General features: G+C 57.5%; 20 protein-coding genes. 3 read left to right on the top strand and 17 right to left on the bottom strand.

What is annotated here, in order from left to right:
• Window positions 1-9 precede the first annotated feature (9 nt).
• The 4 genes from PG871_RS06880 to PG871_RS06865 form a co-directional block, all read right to left on the bottom strand.
• On the bottom strand, window positions 10-987 hold the full coding sequence (locus PG871_RS06880; protein ID WP_270727589.1) for an AAA family ATPase: 978 nt from the start codon (window positions 985-987) through the stop codon (window positions 10-12).
• A gap of 26 nt (window positions 988-1013) precedes the next feature.
• Window positions 1014-2705, bottom strand: coding sequence for an alkaline phosphatase family protein (locus PG871_RS06875; RefSeq protein ID WP_270727587.1), 1692 nt, complete (start codon window positions 2703-2705; stop codon window positions 1014-1016).
• 66 nt (window positions 2706-2771) lie between these two features.
• Window positions 2772-4361: an arylsulfatase gene (locus PG871_RS06870; RefSeq protein WP_443020480.1), complete on the bottom strand. Its 1590-nt coding sequence runs from the start codon at window positions 4359-4361 to the stop codon at window positions 2772-2774.
• A 288-nt stretch (window positions 4362-4649) separates the two neighbouring features.
• The gene (locus PG871_RS06865) at window positions 4650-5336 is read right to left on the bottom strand and encodes a D-lyxose/D-mannose family sugar isomerase (protein WP_270727583.1); all 687 of its coding nucleotides are present in this window, start codon (window positions 5334-5336) and stop codon (window positions 4650-4652) included.
• Between the two features lie 159 nt (window positions 5337-5495).
• Between PG871_RS06865 and PG871_RS06860 the strand changes: the two genes are divergently transcribed.
• Complete coding sequence (locus PG871_RS06860; protein WP_270727580.1) at window positions 5496-6605, top strand: M24 family metallopeptidase; 1110 nt, start codon at window positions 5496-5498, stop codon at window positions 6603-6605.
• 40 nt (window positions 6606-6645) lie between these two features.
• Here the strand turns inward: PG871_RS06860 and PG871_RS06855 are convergent, their stop codons facing one another.
• Window positions 6646-8244, bottom strand: a complete 1599-nt coding sequence (locus PG871_RS06855; protein ID WP_270727577.1) for a putative bifunctional diguanylate cyclase/phosphodiesterase — start codon at window positions 8242-8244, stop codon at window positions 6646-6648.
• 279 nt (window positions 8245-8523) lie between these two features.
• Here PG871_RS06855 and PG871_RS06850 point away from each other — a divergent pair, with 279 nt between their 5' ends.
• Window positions 8524-9222: a GntR family transcriptional regulator gene (locus PG871_RS06850; RefSeq protein WP_270727574.1), complete on the top strand. Its 699-nt coding sequence runs from the start codon at window positions 8524-8526 to the stop codon at window positions 9220-9222.
• Window positions 9222-10115, top strand: a complete 894-nt coding sequence (locus PG871_RS06845; protein ID WP_270727572.1) for a sugar kinase — start codon at window positions 9222-9224, stop codon at window positions 10113-10115. Before PG871_RS06850 ends, PG871_RS06845 begins: the two co-directional genes overlap by 1 nt.
• A 34-nt stretch (window positions 10116-10149) precedes the next feature.
• On the opposite strand, the gene PG871_RS06840 is transcribed toward PG871_RS06845, so the two are convergent.
• The 12 genes from PG871_RS06840 to PG871_RS06785 all read right to left on the bottom strand — a co-directional run bounded on the left by PG871_RS06840 (window position 10150) and on the right by PG871_RS06785 (window position 22619).
• The gene (locus PG871_RS06840) at window positions 10150-10839 is read right to left on the bottom strand and encodes an ABC transporter ATP-binding protein (protein ID WP_270727571.1); all 690 of its coding nucleotides are present in this window, start codon (window positions 10837-10839) and stop codon (window positions 10150-10152) included.
• Window positions 10836-11588: an ABC transporter ATP-binding protein gene (locus PG871_RS06835; RefSeq protein ID WP_270727568.1), complete on the bottom strand. Its 753-nt coding sequence runs from the start codon at window positions 11586-11588 to the stop codon at window positions 10836-10838. Before PG871_RS06835 ends, PG871_RS06840 begins: the two co-directional genes overlap by 4 nt.
• A complete protein-coding gene (locus tag PG871_RS06830; protein ID WP_270727566.1) occupies window positions 11581-12564 on the bottom strand; it encodes a branched-chain amino acid ABC transporter permease in 984 nt (327 codons plus the stop codon). The genes PG871_RS06835 and PG871_RS06830 overlap by 8 nt, the downstream gene beginning before the upstream one ends.
• A gap of 1 nt (window position 12565) precedes the next feature.
• Window positions 12566-13483, bottom strand: coding sequence for a branched-chain amino acid ABC transporter permease (locus PG871_RS06825; protein WP_270727563.1), 918 nt, complete (start codon window positions 13481-13483; stop codon window positions 12566-12568).
• Between the two features lie 53 nt (window positions 13484-13536).
• A complete protein-coding gene (locus PG871_RS06820; protein ID WP_270727561.1) occupies window positions 13537-14676 on the bottom strand; it encodes an ABC transporter substrate-binding protein in 1140 nt (379 codons plus the stop codon).
• A 127-nt stretch (window positions 14677-14803) separates the two neighbouring features.
• On the bottom strand, window positions 14804-15961 hold the full coding sequence (gene argE, locus PG871_RS06815) for an acetylornithine deacetylase (protein ID WP_270727559.1): 1158 nt from the start codon (window positions 15959-15961) through the stop codon (window positions 14804-14806).
• Window positions 15962-15964: 3 nt separating this feature from the next.
• Window positions 15965-17149: a M24 family metallopeptidase gene (locus PG871_RS06810; RefSeq protein WP_270727557.1), complete on the bottom strand. Its 1185-nt coding sequence runs from the start codon at window positions 17147-17149 to the stop codon at window positions 15965-15967.
• Between the two features lie 19 nt (window positions 17150-17168).
• The gene (locus tag PG871_RS06805) at window positions 17169-18542 is read right to left on the bottom strand and encodes an aspartate aminotransferase family protein (RefSeq protein WP_270727554.1); all 1374 of its coding nucleotides are present in this window, start codon (window positions 18540-18542) and stop codon (window positions 17169-17171) included.
• A gap of 283 nt (window positions 18543-18825) precedes the next feature.
• On the bottom strand, window positions 18826-19206 hold the full coding sequence (locus PG871_RS06800) for a carboxymuconolactone decarboxylase family protein (protein WP_270727551.1): 381 nt from the start codon (window positions 19204-19206) through the stop codon (window positions 18826-18828).
• A complete protein-coding gene (locus PG871_RS06795; protein ID WP_270727549.1) occupies window positions 19203-20663 on the bottom strand; it encodes an aldehyde dehydrogenase family protein in 1461 nt (486 codons plus the stop codon). Before PG871_RS06795 ends, PG871_RS06800 begins: the two co-directional genes overlap by 4 nt.
• Window positions 20656-21735: an aromatic ring-hydroxylating oxygenase subunit alpha gene (locus PG871_RS06790; protein ID WP_270727546.1), complete on the bottom strand. Its 1080-nt coding sequence runs from the start codon at window positions 21733-21735 to the stop codon at window positions 20656-20658. The genes PG871_RS06795 and PG871_RS06790 overlap by 8 nt, the downstream gene beginning before the upstream one ends.
• Window positions 21732-22619, bottom strand: coding sequence for a MurR/RpiR family transcriptional regulator (locus tag PG871_RS06785; protein WP_270727544.1), 888 nt, complete (start codon window positions 22617-22619; stop codon window positions 21732-21734). Before PG871_RS06785 ends, PG871_RS06790 begins: the two co-directional genes overlap by 4 nt.
• Between the last annotated feature and the right edge of the window lie 17 nt (window positions 22620-22636).

Here is a 22636-nt window from a genome sequence, read left to right as displayed (position 1 = left end):
GCGTTCGCCTCAGGGCAAAGCGACTTGCGCCGCGATCTCGTCGATCACCTGATCGGCTGACACACCGTCGCCTTGTGCCTCAAACGACAAGGTCAAACGGTGCCGGAATACATCATGCAAAATGGCGCGCACATCCACCGGATCGACATAATCCCGGCTTTGCAACCACGCATGCGCCCGCGCACATTTGTCCAAGGCCAACGACGCCCGCGGGCTGGCACCCACATCGATCCACCGTGCAAGATCTTCCGACAGCGCGGCCGGCGTGCGCGTTGCTTGCACCAGATCGGCCATATACCGATCCATCGCGTCCGATACGTGGGTTTTGCCGATCTCGGCCCGTGCTGCAAACACGATGTCCTGCGCAATCGCTTCGGGTGCCGTTGCTCCACTTTTGTCATGCGTCTGTTGCTCTTCGCGCCGCACCAGCCGGATCACCTCCACCTCGTCCTCAACGGACGGGTAAAGCACCTGGACATGCATCAGGAAGCGGTCCATCTGCGCTTCGGGCAATGGATATGTGCCTTCCTGCTCAATCGGGTTTTGTGTCGCCATCACGATAAAAAGCGGGGGCATTTTGTGAGTCGTTCCCGCAACCGTGACCTGCCGCTCTTCCATCGCTTCCAAAAGGGCGGCCTGCACTTTCGCAGGGGCGCGGTTGATCTCATCCGCCAAAACAACGTTGGCAAATATCGGTCCGGCCTCAAAGCGGAACTCGGCGCCTTCCGACGTTTGGTGATACACCTCGGTGCCGGTCACATCAGCGGGCAGCATATCAGGCGTAAACTGGATGCGGGAAAATTCGGCCTCAAGGTTGGTGGACAAAGCCTTGACCGCGCGCGTTTTTGCGAGCCCGGGCAAACCTTCAATCAACAAGTTGCCATTTGCCAGCAATCCAATAATCAACCGCTCGATCACGTCGCGTTGGCCAATAATGCTTTCGCCCATACGCGTACGCAGGGCTGCGATCTGATCAAGGGGGGACATGCGCTTACTCCTGCTGTCGTGCGGATTTAGGGAAAGACTTCGACCAGCGGCGCACCAAAGGCGCCGGAGGGCAGTTTTGTACCAAGATAAGTCGCAATGGTGGCGGCCACATCCACGGTTTCCACCCGCCGCGAAACGCGAGCCTGTGTGATGCCCGGGCCTGCGACGATGATCGGAACATGGGAGTCATACGCCCACGGAGAGCCATGCGCGCTGGCCACGGTCAGACCATCAAAATCTGCAATGAACCAATGCGGCTCAAATACAATGTAGATGTCGCCAGACCGATCTGAATGGAAGTTCGCCCTTACAGCTTGCGAGATGGAATCGTCGCCGAGTTTGGCATCGCGCAACCGCCAACTCGGGATTGCCCGAGCGATCCCCGGCAACAGCGCCAGCTCTTTGGCCAATTCGTCGGCGACGGTGGCGAACTCAAGCCCCTGTTTGCTGATTTCCCTGCGATCCAGATAAACGTAAGGGTTTGAAAAATTACGCACCAGCCCACCGGTGCTGCCCAGTTTTGCCCGCAACCGCACTGTCCCGGGCTGCATATCGGTTCGTTCAAAATCAAAGGTGTCGGCCATAATCCCATGTTCCGCCAAATAGGCCGGATGGTCTGGCGCACCATGATCAGCGGACAGTACAACGAGCGTGTTATCCAGCCCCACCTTGGCATCTACATGCGCCAGAAAATCAGCAAGCGTGTCGTCCAACCTGCGAATGTTGTCTTCGGCCTCAAGCGAGGAAGGACCAAAGATGTGGCCGACGTAATCGGTGGAGCTGAAACTGACCGAAAGGTAGTCGGTGATGTCATCTTGCCCAATGTCTTCCGCATCCATCAGCGTCTTGGCAAAATCAGCAGTCAGGGAATCCCCCGCAGGGCTCAGCGTCAGGAGCGTGGTAAAATACTTGCTGTCAGCCGGTCCAAAGTCGTGCGGGAAAATCCGCCCATATCCGGGGAAATCCGTCTCCCACGTTTGATCATCGCGTTCGCCAAACAGATAAGTGTCGCGCGCGTCGCGCAACGTCCACCAAGTGTTCGCATAAGCGCCAACCTTGCCGCTGTCGTTCCAGTCTTGCATCCATTGCGGGTAGTCGTCACGATAAAACGTCGAAGTGACAAACCGCCCTTCGGCTTTGGAAAACCAGTAGGCCTGCCCACTGTGGCCCGCCATGGCGATTGCGCCACGGTCTTTGACTGAAACGCCAAAAACCTTGGCCTTGGGGCCGAAAAACATCTGGATTTCGTCCGCGATTGTGCTCACCAGAATATTGCCCGGGGAGCGTCCATCCGTGGTCGCGGCGCGCTGTGTCGGGTCAATCTCGCTGCCCGCGTCAATGCCGGCCGCCCCCACCAAAGGGTAATCAGCGTCTTGAACATTATAAAACTGACTGCCGGTTTCGCGGTCATACCAGAGGTTGGCAACCATCCCATGCATCGCAGGATCCGCGCCGGTTGAAAGCGTGGTGTGGCCCACGACGGTTTCGTTGTTGGCATGGCGATGGTGGGCATTCACATAGGTCACCCCTGCCGCGCGCAGACGGTTGAACCCGCCGCCGCCCAATTCGGCGCCGTAGCGTTCGATCAGATCGCCGCGCAACTGGTCTACGGTAATCTGCAAAACAAGTTTGGGGGGTGTTTGCTGCGCATATGATGGCTGAGAAATGAACAATCCGACGCAGCCCAAAGCGGTCAAAAGCGGTTTTGGCATAACCATTCCAATAGTCCCGTAAACAAACAAAAAAAGGCGGCCCCAATCAGGGGCCGCCAAAACATTTTTAGATCAGTCACCCACCGCTTGGGTCATTTGGTCCATGACCTGCTCAAGCGAGAAACTGGCTGCTTTTTGACGCGGTGGGAATTCCTGGAAAGTTGCCAGGAACTGCGCCACATATTGCTGCGCCGGTACCAGCAGGAAAACCCTGTCAATCAACCAATCATAATAAGTATTGGACGTGCGATAAGAGCGCTCGTAAGGGTCGCGACGAAGGTGGAAGACCAGTGGAACGCGCAGTTCGGTCCAAGGTTCAGCCCAAGCACGCAAAGTGGTGTACTGGCGCTGCTCAAGGAAGATCATCTTCCAGTCCTGATAGCGCAGCGCCGTCAGATCACCGTCATCCGAGAAATAGAAGATCTCGTCGCGCGGGCCAGCATCTTCCTCACCGGTCAGATGCGGAAGGAAGTTGTAGCCGTCCAGATGAACTTTGTATTCACGCCCAATAGCTTGAACACCGCCTTCTTTCAGCTGTTCCTTGATGTTTGGATTACCTGCTGCTGCAAGATACGTCGGCAGCCAATCCATGTGGTGCATGATTTCGTTGGAAACCGCGCCCGCTTCGATTTTTCCGGGCCAACGCACCATCGATGGCACACGCCAGCCGCCTTCCCAGTTAGTGTTTTTCTCACCAAAGAAAGGCGTCGATGCGGCATCCGGCCAGGTGTTGTAGTGTGGCCCATTGTCGGTCGAATAATGCACGATTGTGTTGTCGGCAATGCCAAGCTCGTCCAGCACGTCCAGCAACTGCCCGACATGCATGTCATGTTCGATCATACCGGCGGTGTACTCATCCACCGTTTTACCAACGATTTCATTGGCTTTTGCACGCATTTCGTCTTTTACGTGCGTGCGGAAGTGCATTCGTGTTCCGCTCCACCAAACATAAAACGGTTTACCCTGTTCATTAGCACGCTTGATGAAATCAATAGTGGCCGCGACGGTTTCTTCGTCAACGGTTTCCATACGTTTCTTGGTCAACGGACCAGTGTCTTCGATCTCACCGTCGGCAGAGGATTTGATCACACCACGCGGACCAAACGCTTCCCGAAAGGTGCGGCCATCTGCCAAAATTGTATCACCTGGATAATCTTCGTTCTCGGGCTCTTCCTCTGCGTTCAGGTGATAGAGATTTCCGAAAAATTCATCAAAACCGTGGTTCGTCGGCAAATGGGAATCTTGATCGCCTAGGTGGTTCTTGCCGAACTGACCGGTCATGTAGCCTTCTGCCTTCAGCAGACCGGCGATGGTCGGGTCTTCTTCCTGCATCCCAAGGTCCGCACCGGGTAGGCCCACTTTCGACAAACCGGTCCGAAACACAGACTGGCCCATGATGTAAGAGGACCGGCCAGCGGTACACGACTGCTCACCATAGTAATCGGTGAAAATCATACCCTCGTTGGCAACGCGGTCGATATTGGGCGTGCGATATCCCATCATACCCATCGTATAGGCGGAGATGTTGGATCTGCCGACATCGTCTCCCCATATGACTAGAATATTCGGGCTGTCTTGCGCCAACAGGCCCGTGGCACCTGAGGTCAGCACCGCAGTCGCCAATGCGAGCCCCCTCACTGCCTTAGAAGCGGAAAAGTCCATCATCTCTGTCTCCCTAATTAATACACACGCGGTGAATTGGCCGCAAAAATAGTCGTGTGCCAAAAACACATCTAACACGCTGTACGAGCCTAGCCCGATCCCAGATTGAAACAAATGAATTTTTTGACATTTTTTATCTGGGCATCCGGTTCGGAAAGCCCACAAGAAGGCAGTTAATCTCGGTTTGCGACCTATACATGTGCATCTCGAAAAATCTTGGAATTGTCCAATCCACTAACAAAACGCAGCTCTTGGCGCCGACAAGGCTTAAACGCTCCAAAAATATAATTAGGCCAACCACGTCTCGTAGTCGCTCACCAACAAATGTGTCGGCGCCACGTCTTCGTCGATGTCCGCAAACCGGCCAATGGGTGCGCGAAAGATATTGTCGGTCCTGTCGTCGTTCACGGTCGACACCTCCCCAATCAGCACGTCGCCTCCCTCACCCCAAAACGCGTGCCAATCGCCCGGCATCAGGGTCAAGCTTTCTCCCGGTGCAAACCGCAATTTCTCTCCTGCCGCGTAAGGCCGCTTGAGTCCGTCGCACATCACAACGCCACCGCGATCCTCCGCGAAATTCCCGGCATCATCGCTGCCAAACAGCTCCACCACCAACGTCGCGCCGCCCCGGTTGATGATGTCTTCGGCTTTGATCACATGGGTGTGCATCGGGCTCAGCTGGTCTTGTCGGGAGATCAGCAATTTTTCGGCGTAGCACATGCCACCGCCGCGTCGCAAATCCGCCAAAAGGCCGTTTCGCAGCGTGAACAGAAACAGCCCCATGTCATCAAACCGCCCGTCGCCATAGTCCGTAATGTCCCAGCCGCATTGCGCATCAATCACGTGACGCGCCACGTCTTTGTTGGCGACAAACTCTTCCGGAGTCCACTTGGCAAAAGGCGGCAACACAAAGCCATAGTGACGGATCATCTCATCCGCCTCAGACATGATCTCATTGATGCGGGAACGTTTCATCGGGCTGCCTCCTCTGCTTGCCTCATCTCTAGCAAACTACCTGCCCCCTGTCAGCGCTAACAGTGCCCTTGCGGCAATTTCTCACCCGCAGATTTCACCCCCCATTGCGCTGGACGCCCAGTTGCGCGACAACTGAATGATCGTTCAATGGAGCCCCTAATGCCTGACGTCATCTTCACCACCCGCATGGACGCCCTGCGCACCCGCATGGCCGAGACCAACACCGACCTCGTGGCACTTGGTCCGTCGACCCACATGGAATGGCTCTCCGGCGTCAACCCGCATGGCGACGAGCGTCCGGTGATGCTGCTGGTGAGCCGTGACAAAGCAGGCTTCCTGATGCCATCTCTCAACGCAGACAGTGCAGCCCAAATGACAGACCTGCCGTTCTTTACCTGGCGCGATGACGAAGGCCCGGCCGAGGCTTTGGCGGATCTGTTGGCTTACCTTGGCACCGACGTGCTCACAGATCCCTCCATCGTCATCGACGAAACCATGCGCGCCGATTTTGCCTTCCGGCTCACCGACGCGTTACCGACGCAATACCGACGCTTTACCGACGACACCGTTGGCCTGTTGCGCAGCCGCAAAGACGCCAGCGAAAAAGCCGCAATTAAGGCTGCACATCTGTTGAACGACGACGCCGTTCGGATCGCCTTTGATAGCTTGCGCGAGGGCATGACAGAGCGCGACGTGCAAGACATCATCCGCGCCCACTACAAGGCCAACGGCGCCACGCCAGAATTCACGATCGTCGGCTTTGGCGCCAACGGCGCCTTCCCGCATCACCACACCGGCGACACCAATCTGGGTCGTGATACGGCAGTGCTGATCGACACGGGCTGTCGCCTTGACGGGTATCCATCTGACATGACCCGCTGCGGCTTCTTCGGCACGCCAAGCGAAGAATATCAAAAGGTTTTCGGAGTTGTGGAACTGGCAGTTCAGGCCGCAGTGGCCGCCGCCAAACCCGGCGCCAAAGCCCGCGACATCGACGGTGCTGCACGCGGCGTGATCACGGACGCCGGCTATGGGGACCTTTTCCTGCACCGCACCGGCCACGGCCTCGGTGTTGACGTGCACGAGCCGCCATACATCACCGCGACATCCGATGTCGTGCTGGAGACCGGCAACGTTTTTTCCATCGAGCCCGGCATCTATGTGGCGGGCCAATTCGGCGTGCGGCTGGAAGAAATCGTGATCCTGACCGAGAGCGGCAACGAGGTCTTTTCCGAAATGCCCCGCGCAATGGTAAACCGCCCCGCATAGTCAAACGCGAGGCGGCACATCTATTTGTCAGTAAAGGTGATTATCCGACGGCTTTGACCGCTGGCACCGCATGCACGAGGTGTTCCGCCCACTCCGTCTCCAAAAGCCACGAAATCTGATCTGCGGGGATCGGCTTTTCAAAGTAGTAGCCCTGCCCCAAAGAACACGTCGACCCCTGAAGGTAGGCAAGGTCGTCGCTGGTTTCGATGCCTTCGGCGGTCACATCCAGCGCCAGTCCGTTTGCCAGCGACAGGATCCCTGAAACAATCTGCTGGTTCTGTTGGTTGGACGAAATGTCCGTCACAAAACTGCGGTCAATTTTTATGCGGTCAAACGGCAAACTGCGCAGACAGGACAGGCTGGAGTATCCCGTACCGAAGTCATCCAGCGCAATTTGTATGCCCAACTCTTTGAACGCTTCAATTTTCGGGCGGGCGATCAGCACGTCATCGATGACCGAGCTTTCCGTGATCTCGATGGTCAGCCGTTCCGGTTTGAACCCTGTCTCATGCAAAACGTTCTGAATGCTCTCTACCAAAGCCGGATCGCGGAATTGGATCGGAGACACGTTGAACGAAATCGACAACTCTTCAGGCCAGTCCGCCGCGTCCGCGCAAGCTTGGCGGAGGATACTCATGCCCAATTGACCAATCAGTCCGCTGTCTTCGGCAATCGGGATGAATGTGAACGGCGGGACGTTTCCGCGGGTCGGATGGGTCCAACGCGCCAGAACTTCAAATCCCACAAGCTCCGACGTCCCGATTTTCACAATCGGTTGATAATACGGGGTAATCTTGTCGGACTGGACCGCTGACTTCAGCTCGGCCGCGATTTCAGCCCGCTCCAGCGCCTGTTTGTCAGCGTCGGAATCATACCATGCAAAACTGCCGCGACCACTGAGTTTCACTTGATAAAGTGCATGATCAGCGCGGCGCATCATCTCAGACAATCCAAGCGAGCCGTCCCAATGTACCAACCCGATGCTGGCGCCGACAAAAACGCTCTGCCCGTTAAACGGGATGGCTTGTGCAATCGTCGACAGCATCCGGCGCGAAACGCGCTCAACGTCTGCCGCGTTCATCTTTGGTGCAAACACAATCACAAACTCGTCGCCGCCAAGGCGTGCCACGTGCCCACCTTGCCCGATCTCGTTGCGCAACCGATCTGCCACCGAACACAGCGTCACATCGCCAGCCGCGTGCCCATGCACGTCATTCACGGGCTTAAACCGATCCAGATCGACCAACCCAACAAACTGAGAGGCCTTGGATGTCCCGCCCCTATTTGAGAGGTTTTCGATCATCTCGTAAAAGGCCCGGCGATTCATCAGACCGGTCAGCGGGTCGTGGCGAGCATTTTTTTCGGCCCGCTCCCGTTCCAGCTCGCGTGCTTGCAAAACCAGTTTCAGGCTGCGGGATTTGTACCAAACCGATGCACCCAGTGCGATTGTCAGATTGAGAATCAAGAGCGCAATTTCGTCCACTTCCCAGCTTTCATGGTCTCGGCTGAACTCATAAAAGACCTCAAAAGCCTCCAATTCAGACAGAATCGGCCACGTCACCAACGCGCTCAGGAAAAACAGCGCGGTTGGAGATACCAGTCGTTTGCGCCAGATCGATTTTTGTTTTGGGGAAAGCACGCACGCCTCCTAAAGCTTTGTCGACCTCATCAAGTCACCTGATAACCCTAATCCTTGGTAAATTATGCAACGTAACCGGACGGCAAAATTGATACAAATTTATACTATCCACGATGCTCCTGAGGGCGCAGGCCAATTTTCCGGCATAGCCTCGTCGCCGGTTCGAAAGCCACGCTCAACATGGCATTGCACCGACATCACATAACTCAAACACACCACGTCATACCAAACAGGGCGAAAGCGCTTGCACGGCTGGTTCAAACCAAATACTCAACTGGTATGCTAGTCGACCAGATATTATCCCCTCTGCCACAGGCCGCAGCGGCGTCAGCCACAGACCAAGTGTTTGACCGCCTGCACGCAGCCATCATCGCCTTGGAACTCCCTCCGGGCAGCAAAGTGTCAGAGGCCGACCTCGCAGGCCGGTTCGACGTCTCCCGCCAACCCGTTCGGGATGCGTTTTTCCGTCTGTCGCAGCAAGGTTTTCTCCTTATCCGGCCTCAGCGTGCAACGTTGGTGACCAAGATTTCGGTCGCCGCAGTCGCACGCGCGGCCTTTGTCCGCTCCGCACTTGAAACCGCCTGCTTGGCGGACAGTATCCAACGCCGCACCAACGCCGATCTCGCCGCTCTGGACGCCCTGATCGAGCAACAACACGAGGCGATGCAAAAAGCTGACGGCGTTCGGTTTTACGAGTTGGATGAAACGTTTCACCAACTGCTGTGCGCTATATCCGGGCACGACGACATCTGGCCGCTGGTCAGCGCGCAGAAAAGCCATATGGACCGCGCCCGACGGCTGTCATTGCCCGACAACGGCCCTGTGGCCTTTCAGGAGCATTGTGAAATAGTCGCGGCGCTGCGCCAGCAAGACCTAAGAAGTGCGCAAGACCAACTGGCCGCCCATCTGCACAGCTTGTTCCCCCTGATGGACGGAATACGCGCCAAGAACCCGGAATTTTTTGAGGACGACACGTGATGCGCACCAGACTTTTGGCAATCGGTGAATGTATGGTTGAAATGGCCCCCACCAAAAGCGGGCTGTTCAAAATGGGCTATGCTGGCGACACGTTCAACACCGCATGGTACGCCCGCCGCCTCGCGGCTCCGAACCTCGACGTGGCCTTTATGACCGCCCTTGGTGATGATCCTGCCTCGGACCAACTGATCAACTTTGTCTCCGAAAGCGGCATCACCCCTGAAATCCAACGCATAGCTGGTACCTCCGTCGGTCTCTATCTGATCGCCACCCAGAACGGCGAACGCTCCTTTTCATACTGGCGGTCTGCCGCGGCCGCGCGCCAGCTTGCACAAGACCTCACCGATCTGCCGGTCTCCGGCGCCGGTGACATCGTGTTCTTCAGCGGCATCACCATGGCGGTTTTAATTGGAGACGGACGGGAGCGGTTGCTCGCCGCGGTGGCAAAAGCCAAAGCCAATGGGGCGCTTGTCGCCTTTGATCCCAACCTGCGCCCCCGTCTTTGGGAAGACGTCGACACCATGCGCCATTGGATCACCGAAGCTGCACGCCACGCCGATTTGGTGCTGCCCTCTCATGAAGATGAGGCCTCTTGGTTCTCCGACGCGTCCCCAACGGCCACCGCCCGCAGATATCTTGATGTGGGGTGCGACCTCGCCATCGTCAAAGACGGTCCCGGCCCTGTCCAGATCGCGCACGCCACCGGCGAAACGCAAACCGTTGCACCGCAATCGATAACCACATTGGTGGATACAACCGCCGCTGGTGACGCCTTCAATGCAGCCGTGTTGATCTCGTTGATGTCCGGCAAATCCGAGAGTGACGCTGTCGATGCCGGTTGCAAACTGTCCGCTGAAGTCATCCAAGCACCCGGTGCGCTGGTGGAAGTTTAACCCCGACGCATTTTTGCCAACCACAAAGCCGGGATCAAATGCCGAGATACCGGTCAGTCACCTCCGCAGACAACTCAGAGAAGGCTCCATTCCAAACGGAAGTGCCTTTTTCAAGTATGACCGCCCTATCCGCAACACCGCGCAATTCCTGCAAGGATTTGTCCACCACAACAATCGCCAAACCGCTCTGCGCTTTCAGCTTTGAAATCGCCTGCCAGATTTCCTGACGCACAACCGGCGCCAGCCCTTCTGTGGCCTCATCCAGCAACAAAAGCGTCGGGTTGGTCATCAACGCCCGCCCGATTGCCAGCATTTGCTGCTCGCCTCCCGACAGCGTACCCGCCGCCTGACCCCGCCTTTCCAACAGCCGTGGAAACAGCTCTGCAACTGCGGTGAAATCCCACGCGCCTTTGCGCGCCGCGGCAATCAGGTTCTCATATACGGTCAGGTCCGCAAAACACCGCCGCCCTTCGGGCACCAAACCGACGCCCAGGCGGGCCACCTTATGCGACGGCAATCGCGCAACATCATTTCCCGCAAACATCACAGTCCCGCCGCGGTGTTGCAGCATCCGGCAAATAACCTTGATCGTGGTCGATTTGCCCATACCGTTGCGCCCCATCAGGGCGACAACTTCCCCTTCAGCGACTGAAAAATTCACGTCAAAAAGCGCCTGTGACGGACCATAGAACGCAGACACCTGAGACAGAGACAAAAGGCTCATTCCGCCGACTCCCCCAGATACGCTTCGCGCACCGCTGGATTGCCGCGAATCTCGTCCACTGTGCCCGTTGCAATGATTTCCCCATAGACCAGCACGCTGATCCGGTCCGCCAAGGCAAACACCGCATCCATGTCATGCTCAATCAACAAAATTGGAGCCTGATGGCGCAATTGGTCCAGGAAACCCTGCAACTGCTGTGACCCTTCCGCTCCAAGTCCGGCCATCGGCTCATCCATCAGGAATGCCTTTGGCTCCATTGTAAGCGCAACCGCGACTTCCAATTGACGCCGCTGTCCATGGGACAGATCCGACGTTCGAAAAGCTCTGACGTCTTGCAGCCCCACTTGTGCCAGCGCCTTATCGGCAACTTCAAGCAATTGCTGATCTTTCATCACACGATTGAAAAACCGAAACACATCGCCACGTCGCCCAAGCGCCCCCAGCACCACGTTTTGCAAAACGGTGTACTCCATCGCCAATGAGGATATCTGGAACGTCCGCGCCATGCCTTTGCGCGCCCGCGCGGCCGTGGTCAGCGCACTGACATCTTGCCCGTCAAAATGCACCGAACCGGTATCAGGACGCAAAGCGCCGCTGATCAGCTGCACCAAAGTCGATTTCCCTGCGCCGTTCGGGCCAATCAGCGCATGGATCTCACCCGCGTGCAGGTCCAGATCAACGTCTCGGGTCGCCACCAATCCGCCAAAACTTTTGGTCAGCCCGCGCACCTTGAGGATGGGGTCAGTCATGCGCAACCTCCCGCCCGGCAAGCAGCCCAAAAATGCCGCCCCGTGCAAACAACACAACACCCAGCAAAATGGCCCCCAAATAAACATGCCAATACGGGCTAAGCCCGCCAAGCGTGTGCTCCAGAAGAATAAACAGCGCCGCGCCTGCCACCGGTCCGTACACCCGTCCCACGCCACCGAGAATGACAAACACCATGATCTCGCCTGAGGTCTGCCAACTCAGCATCGATGGGCTGACAAAGCGGTTCAAATCGGCAAACAACGCCCCTGCCAAACCGGTAATCGCACCCGAAATCGCAAAAGCCGTCAGGTAAAGGCGATACGGCACCTGCCCGACCGCCTGAAGGCGCTCTTCGTTTTGCCGTGCGGCCCGCAACGCCAGACCGAAAGATGCGTGGGCCAAGCGCTGAACCCCAGCCAAGACCAGCACCAAAACACCGTAACAAATTGCAAAAAACTGGATCGGATCCATCGTGTTCAAACCCGGAAACGAGTTGCGCACATAGATCGACAGCCCGTCCTCGCCCCCATAGGCCGACCAACTGATGGTGAAATAGAAGAACATCTGCCCAAAGGCCAAGGTGATCATGATGAAATACACACCCGACGTGCGCAGGCTGAGCGCGCCAATCGCCAAAGCCGCAAGACCGCTCGCCACGATGGCCACAGGCCAAATCACCAGCATCGATTTCGTGCCCTCAATCACAAACGGCCAGTCCATCAACGGCGTATAGGTCTGTGCATGATAGGCCAGAATGCCCATCGCATATCCGCCCAACCCAAAAAACGCAGCATGCCCAAAGCTCACCAGACCGCCAAACCCAAGCGCCAGATTAAGCCCCACGCCCGCAATTGCGAAAATCACGGCGCGCGTGGTTAGCGTAATGATAAATGGCTCATCCAATGCCCATGCCGCCAACGGTACAACCAGCAAAAACCCCATTAAGACGGCGTTCAAAAAGCTTTCCCGCGTCATGTCATGCGCCCCCAAACAGGCCCTTGGGCCGCACCAAAAGAACACCCGCCATCAGGATGTAGATGGACATCGAGGCCAGAGAGGATCCCACCGACGTGGCCGTCGCCGGAGACAGGAAAAGCGCAAAAGCCTTGGGCAAAAGAAAGCCGCCAAGCGTGTCGGTGAGGCCAACCAAAATGGCCCCGACCAGTGCCCCTTGCACCGACCCGATCCCGCCAATAACGATCACCACAAAGGCCAGAATAAGAACCGGCTCGCCCATGCCGACCTGCACCGATTGGATCGCGCCAATCAACGCGCCCGCCAGTCCGGCAAGCGCTGCCCCCAATGCAAACACAAGCGTATATAGCCGCGAAATATCGACCCCTAGCGCGGCAATCATCTCGCGGTCGTTTTCGCCCGCACGAATGCGAATGCCAACCCGCGTCTTGGCAATCATCCAGAACAGCCCAGCCGCCACAGCTAGCCCCACACCGATCAGCGCCAATCTGTAGCGCGAATATTCAATGCCAAAGGGCAGCGACACCGTGCCGGACAAAGCTTCGGGTCGGTCCAGAAATAACGGAAAGGAGCCAAACGCCCAGCGCGTGCCCTCTGAAAAAATCAGGATCAACGCAAAGGTCGCAAGCACCTGATCAAGATGGTCTCGATCATAAAGGCGGCGGATAATTGTGGCCTCGATCAATACTCCGGCCAACGCGGCGGCTGCCAAACTGGCGATCAACGCCAAAACGAACGACCCTGTCGCAGCGGCCACCGCGGCGGCGGCAAACGCACCAATCATATAAAGCGAGCCATGCGCGAGGTTGATCAGCCCCATGACCCCGAATATCAGCGTAAGCCCCGCGGCCATTAAAAACAGCATCACGCCGAATTGCAGCCCGTTCAGCGCCTGCTCCACAAGTAAGATCCAGGACATGTCTTCCCCAAGAAAGTGCCCGCCCCGATACCCCGGGGCGGGCCAAAAGTCACTTACATCTTACAGTCAGCCGCATAGGCATCGCCGCGATCTTCCAGACCTACGGAGATGATCTTGTTGGTAAAGACATCGCCTTCCTGAATGACTTCGCGCACATAGATGTCCTGAATCGGATGATTGTTTGGACCAAAAGCGAAATCCCCCCGCGTGGAGGCAAAATCAGCTGCCTGAAGGGCTGCGCGGAATGCGTCCTGATCCGCAACATCCGCCTTGTCCATCGCGGAAATCAACAGGTTCGCCGTATCAAACCCTTGGCTGGCATAGAGCGACGGCAGACGTCCGTATTTGGCAGCAAAGCTTTCCACAAAGGCGGCGTTGGTCGCGTTGTCGATATCCTTGGACCACTGCGAGGTATTGCGCACACCCAAAGCTGCGGCACCGACGGCTTGCAGAATGCCTTGATCAAAGCTGAAAGCTGGCCCAACGACCGGCAGGTCCAGACCGCTGTCGGCATATTGTTTGAGGAAAGAAATTCCCATGCCCCCCGGCAGGAAGAAATAGACGCTGTCAGCTCCGGACGCACGGATTTGCGCAATTTCGCTGGCATAGTCTGTCTGCCCAAGCTTGGTATAAAGCTCCCCCGCCAGCGCACCTTCGTAGAACCGCTTATACCCGGTCAAAGCGTCCTTACCGGCCGGATAGTTGGGCGCAAGAATGAAGGAATTGCCAAGCCCAGCCGTATTGGCATAGGCGCCTGCAGCTTCGTGCAGGTTGTCGTTCTGCCATGCCACGTTGAAATAGTTTTTGTGGCAGCCTTTGCCCGCCAGCGCCGATGGCCCGGCGTTAGGTGACAGATAAAATTTGTTCTGCGCCACCGTTGCCGGCACCACGGCCATCGCAAGATTGGACCAGATGATACCGGTCAGCACATCAACTTTCTCGGATTGAATCATCTTATCGGCCAGCTGCACCGCCACGTCCGGCTTGCGCTGATCGTCCTCGATGACAACCTCCAGATCGCTGCGACCGGCCTGCTCGACCGCCAGCATAAACCCGTCCCGCACATCAATACCCAATCCGGCGCCGCCGCCGGACAGCGTGGTGATCATTCCGACTTTTACGCCCTCGGCCTGCGCTGTCGCCGCAAGCAGAGCCGTACAGGTCGCTGTCACAAGTAGGTGTTTCAATTTCATAGTTCCCTCCCGTCGAGTGATTTTAGAAAATTCTGCGATCAATTTGGCGAAGACTGCGGGATCGACCACGTGTCAGGCAAGAGATTTTTGCAATATTTCCAAACTCTTGCTTTTCAAATGGTGCGGATCATAGCTCAGCGAGCTTGCCAGCCAACCCATCCAGCACCCCAAGGCACGCCTCAAGTTGCGCAAGCGAAACAAACTCATTGGCCTTGTGCGCCTGCGCTATGTCGCCGGGACCACAGACGACCACATCCATTCCCATCGATTGAAAAAGCCCCGCTTCAGTGCCAAAGGGCACCAGCTCCGTACTGTTGGCGCCCGTCAGGTCCATAAGCAGCCGCCGCGCCTCGTTGCTGTCTTCGGGAACAAGCCCCACAACTTCGCCCACCACCTCGGTGTCAATCTTTGCGTCGGGATAAACCGCGCGCATCAGCGGCAGCAATTCATCCCGGCAGTATGCTTGCAGATGTTGCTTCACAAAATCCGCATCACTGGCCTGAACCGGTCGCATTTCCCACGCAACTTCGGCTTTCGGCGCGATAACGTTGTGCACGCTACCGCCCTGAAACGCACCGACATTCACGGTGGTCCATGGCGGATCAAACCGGCTGTCTGAGGGCGCCAGTCCCCTGAGTTGATCCTTAAGCGCCAACAGCCTTGATACATACCGAACCGCATATTCCACCGCGTTCACACCCAAATCGGGCGCCGATCCATGGCCCTCAAGCCCATGAAAGCGTGTGGTGTATTCATGACACCCCTTGTGGCCTTCGATGATGCGCATGCTGGTGGGCTCACCGATCAACGCCATCCGAGGTTTCAATCCGCGCTCCTTAAGAACCTGCACCAAATGCCCTGCCCCGACGCAGCCGGTCTCTTCGTCATAGGTAAAGGCAAAATGCAACGGCCGCTCGGCAACCTGCGCTGCAAATTTCGGCGCCATCGTCACCGCCGCCGCGATGAACCCCTTCATATCGCAACTGCCACGCCCATAAAGCCGCCCGTCGCGCTCCTCCATCACAAACGGATCGCTGTGCCAATCCTGATCCGTAACAGGCACCACGTCGGTATGGCCCGACAGGACGATACCCCCGTCGCGCTCCGGCCCCAGCGTGGCAAACAGGTTGGCTTTTTTGCCGGTTGGGTCAATCATCGCCTCCACCTTGGCGCCGCAGTCCTCCAACCGCCCAGCCAGACAAGCAATCATCTCCAGATTGCTGTCCGCTGAGACCGTTTCAAAGCCAATCAGCTCAGACAACAGTGCTTTGGTGGCGTCAATCATCGTTCAGCCTTTGACAAACAATTGGCGGTCTACATCGCACAGTGGTTCCGCAGCGCCGTCGGCTCGGATCAGGATGGTTTCGGTGGTCTCAAGTCCCCAACTGTCCATCCACAACGCAGGCATAAAGTGAAACACCATACCCGGCTCCAGAACGGTCTCATCCTCGCTCCGGATCGACGCCGTGCGCTCCCCCCAATCCGGCGGATAGCTCAGCCCAACCGGATAGCCCATACGACCCGACCGCTCGATCCCGTGTTTTGCAAGCACATGCATAAACGCATTGGCGATGTCACAGGTGCGATTGCCAGCCCGCGCAGCGTCAAGGCCCGCCGTAATCCCTTCAAGCTGGGCGGCTTCGGCCCGCCGCATGTCCTCAGATGGGGTGCCTAGGAAAATCGTCCGACACAATGGCGCGTGATAGCGGCGGTAACAGCCTGACAACTCAAAAAACGTCGCTTCACCAGCCTGCATCGGTGTACCATCCCACGTCAGATGCGCAGCAGTCGCGTCCAATCCCGAAGGCGTCAGTGGTACGATGGCCGGATAGTCGCCCCAGTCCTCGTCCACGCCTGTGATGCCCGCGTGCATGATATCCGCCACCAGATCGTTTTTGCGCACGCCGGGCTCGGCGCGCTCCAATGCGGTGCGCATGACCTTGTCCGAAATGCGCGCCGCCTTGCGCACAAATTCAAGCTCTGCGTCGGACTTGATCAGCCGCTGCCAATTCACAAGCGCTGTGGCATCCACCAATGTTGCGTCGGGCAGCTCAGCACTCAGCACAGCGTGCGCTTTGGCGGAATAATAGTAGTTTTCCATCTCCACGCCGATGCGCTGACGGGCAAAACCACGCGCGCTAAGATGCTGCGCCAGATCCTGCATCGGATGCACCTCGGTGGACTGCACATAATGGTCGCCATAGCCAAGGATGTGATCGTGATCCATCCAACATGTGCGACGGCCACCCATCATGTCCATGTACCGCCCCCACCAGATCGGCGGGCCATCCATCGTGACGATAACCCCCTGATGCACGTAAAACGACCATCCGTCATAGCCAGTAAGCCAAGCCTGATTGGAGGGGTCGGTGACAAACAGCACATCCAGCCCCGCAGCCGCCATTGCGGCGCGGGTTTTGGCCAGGCGGCGTTCATATTCCGCAATGCTGAACGGGGCTTTTGACTGGGTCATCGTTTGGCTCCTTTCGTGATCATGGCAAAACCGACGTGACAGCACGCACTGTGGCCGCAACAACTTGGTCAGCCTCGGCACGGGTAAGGCAAAACGGCGGCGCGAAGCCAAGGATGTCGCCCTGCGGCATCGCGCGGGCAATCACACTGTCTTGCTCCAATAGCTTGGCCGCAATCTGCGGCCCAATCTTGTCGCCTGCATCAAAAAATGTGTGGCTGTCCTTGTCGGCTACAAACTCGATGGCGCAGAGCATACCTTCGCCGCGCACGTCACCGACGTTGGGATGATCCGCCAGCGCAGCCGTCATGCTGTCGTTCAGATAGGCACCGGTGCTGCCGGCATTCTCAATCAGATTGAGACTGTCGATCAGCTGCAAATTCGCCACGCCTGCCGCCGCACCAATTGGATGCGCGGAATAGGTCCACCCATGACCAATCGGCCCGTTCTCATCCGTACCCTGCTCCAGCACGGCCCAGATTTTGTCAGACACAATCGAGCCCGACAGCGGCGCATATGCCGAGGTCAGCCCTTTGGCGATGGTGATCAGATCGGGCTTCATGCCGTAATGTTCTGATCCAAACATGCTGCCAAGACGCCCAAATCCAGTGACAACTTCGTCAGCCACCAACAGAATGTCGTGTTTGTCCAAAACCGCCTGAATGGCTGGCCAGTAGCCCTCCGGTGGCGGCACAATGCCACCTGTGCCAAGCACCGGCTCGCCAATAAAGGCCGCGATGGTGTCGGCGCCTTCTCGTGCGATCATTTTCTCCAGCGAGGCGACGCATTGCGCCACAAACTGCGCCTCGCTTTGGCTTTGATCTTCCCGACGGAAATAATACGGCGCGTCGGTGTGCAAAACCTGCGCCAACGGCAGGTCGAACTTCTTGTGAAACAGCTCCAATCCGGTCAACGAACCGGTCATCAGGCCAGACCCGTGATACCCACGCCAGCGCGAGATGATCTTCTTTTTTTGTGGACGCCCTAGAATGTTGTTGTAGTACCAAATCAACTTGATGTTGGTCTCGTTGGCATCTGACCCCGACAGGCCAAAATAGACCTTGGACATGTGATCGGGCGCACGGTCCAGCACCATTTTCGCCAGCGTAATCGACGCCTCTGTACCGTGTCCGACATAGGAATGGTAATACGCCAACTCCTTGGCCTGCTCGGCAATCGCTTCAGCGATTTCGGGCCGCCCGTAACCAACGTTGACACAATACAGCCCGGCAAACGCGTCCAGCATCCGCGCCCCGCTCCGGTCCTCGATGTGACACCCGTCTCCTCCGGTCACCACGCGTTGCGGCAGGTTTCCCCGCGCGAACTCTGCAAGATGTGTGGACGGATGGAAGAAGGACTCGCGGTCCCATTGTTCCAGATGATCGTTGTGCAGCATGGTCAATCCTTTCGACGATGGCGGCGCGCCGCCTGAGTGTTGAAAAGGAGCCATTTGCGCGTGTGGGGCAGCAACACCCTCACTCTGAGCAGACAGGCTCCGCTCACCCGGACAGCAGCGCGCAATGCCTTTATTGTCGGGATTGACCAAACATCAGCACACACAAAGCGCCTAAATCAACAGGTATTTCAACGGTATTGGATTTATCCGCCCTCTGGCAGGCCGGACCACGGGTTCGTGCTCCAAAATCCGGCGTCAGAAATCAGCGCCGCAACAACTGGCGCTACGTGTCCTCGATGACGCGCCGCGCCACACGAAAGCACTCTAATGCCTGCGGCACGCCACAGTAGATGCCGATGACATGGATAATTGCCCGCAGTTCATCGTGTGTCACACCATTATTGAGCGCCCCGCGACAGTGGGTTTCCCACTCAGCCATTTTGCCTAGCGCTCCGATCATCGACAAGTTCATCATCGAGCGGGTTTTGGCGTCGATCACATCGTCGCCCCAGCCAAAGCCCCAGCACCATGCCGTCATGGCCTCCTGAAACGGGCGGGAAAACGCATCCGCCGCCGCCAGATTCTTTTCGACATATTCGGCGCCCAACGTGGCCTTGCGTTGCTCCAGCCCTTTCAAAAACAGGTCTTCGTCAAAAACGCTCATGATGCTGCTCCCAGCTTGATCGCGATATTTTTGGTCTGTACGTAATTCCAAAGCGCTTCTCGCCCCTTTTCACGACCATACCCGGATTTTCCGTAGCCGCCGAACGGAGTTTCCACTCCGCCCGCGTACCATTCATTCACAAAAACCTGCCCGGCTCTCAAACGCCGCGCCGCCCGCGTGGCACGGTCGAGATCACGCGTAAACACGCCAGCCACCAACCCATAGTCCGTTGAGTTTGCCATCGAAATGGCCTCTTCATCATCACCGAAGGACAAGATCGACAACACAGGTCCAAAGACTTCTTCTTTGGCGATGGTCATCTCCGCCCCCACGCCCGTCAACACGGTTGGCTCCATAAAGGCGCCGGCGCTGTTGCAGGGGTGGCCGCCCGCAATCAACCGCGCGCCCTCGCCTTGTGCAGCGGCCACCATGCCAACCGCACGGTCACGTTGAGCGTCAGACACCATTGCCCCCATGGTTGGTCCAAACTCCGGACTGTCGATGCCCGCCTGCACCGTCAGGCTTCGCGCCACAGCTTCGGCACGCGCTGCCATTTCCTCGGCACGGCTCTGATGCACAATCACTCGGCTCATCGCGGAACAGACTTGCCCGGCATTGAAAAAGATGCCCCATCGCAAATCATTTTCAAACGCTTCCAGATCCGCGTCTTCATGCACAATCGCCGCCGACTTACCGCCCAGCTCCAGCACGCACGGCACAACATTTTGCGCGGCGGCTGTGGCAATGGCGACGCCTGTTGGCACGGATCCGGTGAACACAATCTGGTTCACTCCCGGATGTGCTGACAACGCAGCACCGGCCTCGGCGCCATACCCACACAACAGGTTCACTGCACCCCGTGGCAACCCGACGGCCTCCGCAGCTTTGGCAAACCACGCATTGGTCATCGGCGTCAGCTCCGGCGTTTTCACCACGCAAGCGTTGCCCGTCGCCAGCGCCGCTGACAACGACCGTGCCGTCATTTCAAGTGGGTAATTCCACGGAATAATCTGCGCCGACACGCCCAATGGCTCGTGTTCCGTCCAATCGTAATACCCTGCCCCCAAAGGCACCGACCGCCCCTCCACGGTGGCGGCCTGATTGCCGTAGTATTCAAAATAAAGCGCCGCGCCGTCGACCTCGATCAGGCTTTCCCAAAGCGGTTTGCCCTGCTCTAACGTCAAAAGCTCGGCGATGTCCGCGCGATGCGCGCTCAGATAACGCCCCATGTCTTGTACAAGACGCCCGCGTTCCAGCGGGCGCATGTCGCGCAAATCGCCCGCACGGTGCAAACGCTGCGCCGCTGACACAGCCCGATCCACATCTGCCCGATCCGCCAACGCGTGTTGTGCCAAGACCTCACCCGTTGCCGGATTGATCACATCAATGCGCCCAGCGCCACCGTCCTGCCATGCCCCGTCGAAATAGTTTTGCCAAAACGGCTTAATATCAGCCATCAACGGCCTCCCTCATCCATTTCTGAAGGTGCATCACCGGATGCTCTGAATTCACACCACCCTGCGGGTCAACCACCAATGGTCCGGGCACATAGCCCCGCGACCGCAGCCCACGTTGCACCGCTTCCACCAAATGAATGTCTTCCTCGACCGTGGTGTCGCGATCCTGTTGCGCCAATTGGCGCACCGTCGGGTTTTCCACGCCCCCAACCGAATACCAGCCCCGCCAGACCGTCACCGTTTCCGGCCCGGTTGCGCGCCAGTGATAAGTATTGAGCACATTGCCGGGATAGACCTGAAAGCTGAACATCGGCCACAAAAACCAGCTGGAATACTCGTGGCTGTGCGCAAAACCACTGTGGATGTCATAAGTCATCTGATCCATCGACTGACATTGTGTTGTGTGGCGCAGGCATTTTCCTTGGGGTTGAATGTCATAAGTTTCCGGCCGAACCACACCATTGGAAAATGTCGGATGGTTCAGGCTGCAATGGTAACACTCCGAGTAGTTTTCAACCGACACTTTCCAATTGCAGTGTTCCGGAATTTCCACCCAATCCAGCGGCCGCAAATCGGCCCAGTTCGGCACCCAATCTTCCAATTCTGCACGCGCACCGGGGAACCACGTTTCCATGGGATCAGCATCGGGATCGAGATTGACAAAGACAAAGCCCAGCAACTCTTCGACGCGTACCGATGTGAGGCACACCGCACTACGGTCAAACCCGTCCACCACTTTGATGTTGGGCCCGGCGCGCAACTCGCCAGTCAGCTCATAGGTCCATGCGTGATAGGGGCAGACCACAACCCGTGTTGACCCGCTCCCCTGCACCAATTCATGCGCGCGGTGCTGACACACGTTGTAAAAAACGCGAATGTCGCCGTCGCGCCCGCGAATGGCAAACAGACTGTCGCCGGCGATTTCAAAACAGGTGTAGTCGCCTGGGCTGGCAATCTCGCTGGCATGGCACGCAAATTGCCACGTGCGTGCCAAAAGGCCGGCACGCTCCACCTCAAACACAGCGGGGTCCGTGTAATACCGCGCAGCAAGCGACCGAACCGGCTCCGTCATCCGCCCTCTCCCGCATAAAGCCCGATGCGATGGCGACGTGCGTGAAAGGCATCGACACGCTCCACAATTTCGTCGCCCGCTTGGGCCACAACAAACGACAGCAACGTCTCCAACAGCGCGATTGTGGCGATGGACGACGGGAAAAACTGTGGTGTATCCACCGCCACGACAAACCCGTGCGTGGCCGCCCGATAAACCGGACTTGCCGGGCTGTCGGTCAGACCGATCACGGTCACGCCTTGTTCACGCGCGACCTCGACGGCTTCCAGCACTTCGCTGCGATAGGGCGCGCTGGTGATCGCGATCAACACATCACGACTGTCAGACCACGCCAGATCGTCTGTCGCCACGGACCCTGCACGCGGGATGGCGTGAAATTGCACCATGCCGGTTGAGGCCAGATAGGTGAAGTTGCGCGCGACGGAATTGTTGACGCCGACCCCGATGGTAAAGACATTACGTGAGCTCCAGATGGCCTGAGCAGCCTCCGTCAACGCATCCGCCGTAATGCCCGCAAACGTGTCTTGAACATTGCCCAGCGCGGCCTGAACCATATCCGCATAAAGCGCACCCATCTGGCCGGATTTGCCTATTTCCTGCAAAAATCGTGCGCGATCCGGAAAGGTCACCTGTCCATTGCGAATGGCCTCGCGGAAAGGTTCGCGAAAATCGTCGTAGCCCTCAAAGCCGACCTGCCGCGCCATGCGCACCACGGTGTTGGGTTTCACATTCGCTGCTTCTGCGATTTCGCGCACCGTCGAAACCCCCACATCCCGCGGGTTTTCCAGCACATATTTCGCGGCCTTCTGCGCTTCTGGTGTCAGATCGCCGAACTCTTCGGACAGACGGGTCAAAACCGCCGATGATACATTTGTGTCATTCATAATTGACGACGGTATAA

Origin of the sequence: Shimia sp. Alg240-R146, from assembly GCF_947331465.1 — a bacterium.
In the GTDB taxonomy this organism is placed as follows: Bacteria; Pseudomonadota; Alphaproteobacteria; order Rhodobacterales; family Rhodobacteraceae; genus Shimia.
Note: the sequence above shows the minus strand (reverse complement) of the source record. Positions and strands in the feature narration are given on the sequence as shown.

Bases quoted from the DNA above. Each gene is read 5' to 3' on its own strand.
- PG871_RS06880 (WP_270727589.1), bottom strand. From the start codon at position 987: ATGTCCCCCCTTGATCAGATCGCAGCCCTGCGTACGCGTATGGGCGAA.
- PG871_RS06875 (WP_270727587.1), bottom strand. From the start codon at position 2,705: ATGGTTATGCCAAAACCGCTTTTGACCGCTTTGGGCTGCGTCGGATTG.
- PG871_RS06870 (WP_443020480.1), bottom strand. From the start codon at position 4,361: ATGGACTTTTCCGCTTCTAAGGCAGTGAGGGGGCTCGCATTGGCGACT.
- PG871_RS06865 (WP_270727583.1), bottom strand. From the start codon at position 5,336: ATGAAACGTTCCCGCATCAATGAGATCATGTCTGAGGCGGATGAGATG.
- PG871_RS06860 (WP_270727580.1), top strand. From the start codon at position 5,496: ATGCCTGACGTCATCTTCACCACCCGCATGGACGCCCTGCGCACCCGC.
- PG871_RS06850 (WP_270727574.1), top strand. From the start codon at position 8,524: ATGCTAGTCGACCAGATATTATCCCCTCTGCCACAGGCCGCAGCGGCG.
- PG871_RS06845 (WP_270727572.1), top strand. From the start codon at position 9,222: ATGCGCACCAGACTTTTGGCAATCGGTGAATGTATGGTTGAAATGGCC.
- PG871_RS06840 (WP_270727571.1), bottom strand. From the start codon at position 10,839: ATGAGCCTTTTGTCTCTGTCTCAGGTGTCTGCGTTCTATGGTCCGTCA.
- PG871_RS06835 (WP_270727568.1), bottom strand. From the start codon at position 11,588: ATGACTGACCCCATCCTCAAGGTGCGCGGGCTGACCAAAAGTTTTGGC.
- PG871_RS06830 (WP_270727566.1), bottom strand. From the start codon at position 12,564: ATGACGCGGGAAAGCTTTTTGAACGCCGTCTTAATGGGGTTTTTGCTG.
- PG871_RS06825 (WP_270727563.1), bottom strand. From the start codon at position 13,483: ATGTCCTGGATCTTACTTGTGGAGCAGGCGCTGAACGGGCTGCAATTC.
- PG871_RS06820 (WP_270727561.1), bottom strand. From the start codon at position 14,676: ATGAAATTGAAACACCTACTTGTGACAGCGACCTGTACGGCTCTGCTT.
- argE (WP_270727559.1), bottom strand. From the start codon at position 15,961: ATGATTGACGCCACCAAAGCACTGTTGTCTGAGCTGATTGGCTTTGAA.
- PG871_RS06810 (WP_270727557.1), bottom strand. From the start codon at position 17,149: ATGACCCAGTCAAAAGCCCCGTTCAGCATTGCGGAATATGAACGCCGC.
- PG871_RS06805 (WP_270727554.1), bottom strand. From the start codon at position 18,542: ATGCTGCACAACGATCATCTGGAACAATGGGACCGCGAGTCCTTCTTC.
- PG871_RS06800 (WP_270727551.1), bottom strand. From the start codon at position 19,206: ATGAGCGTTTTTGACGAAGACCTGTTTTTGAAAGGGCTGGAGCAACGC.
- PG871_RS06795 (WP_270727549.1), bottom strand. From the start codon at position 20,663: ATGGCTGATATTAAGCCGTTTTGGCAAAACTATTTCGACGGGGCATGG.
- PG871_RS06790 (WP_270727546.1), bottom strand. From the start codon at position 21,735: ATGACGGAGCCGGTTCGGTCGCTTGCTGCGCGGTATTACACGGACCCC.
- PG871_RS06785 (WP_270727544.1), bottom strand. From the start codon at position 22,619: ATGAATGACACAAATGTATCATCGGCGGTTTTGACCCGTCTGTCCGAA.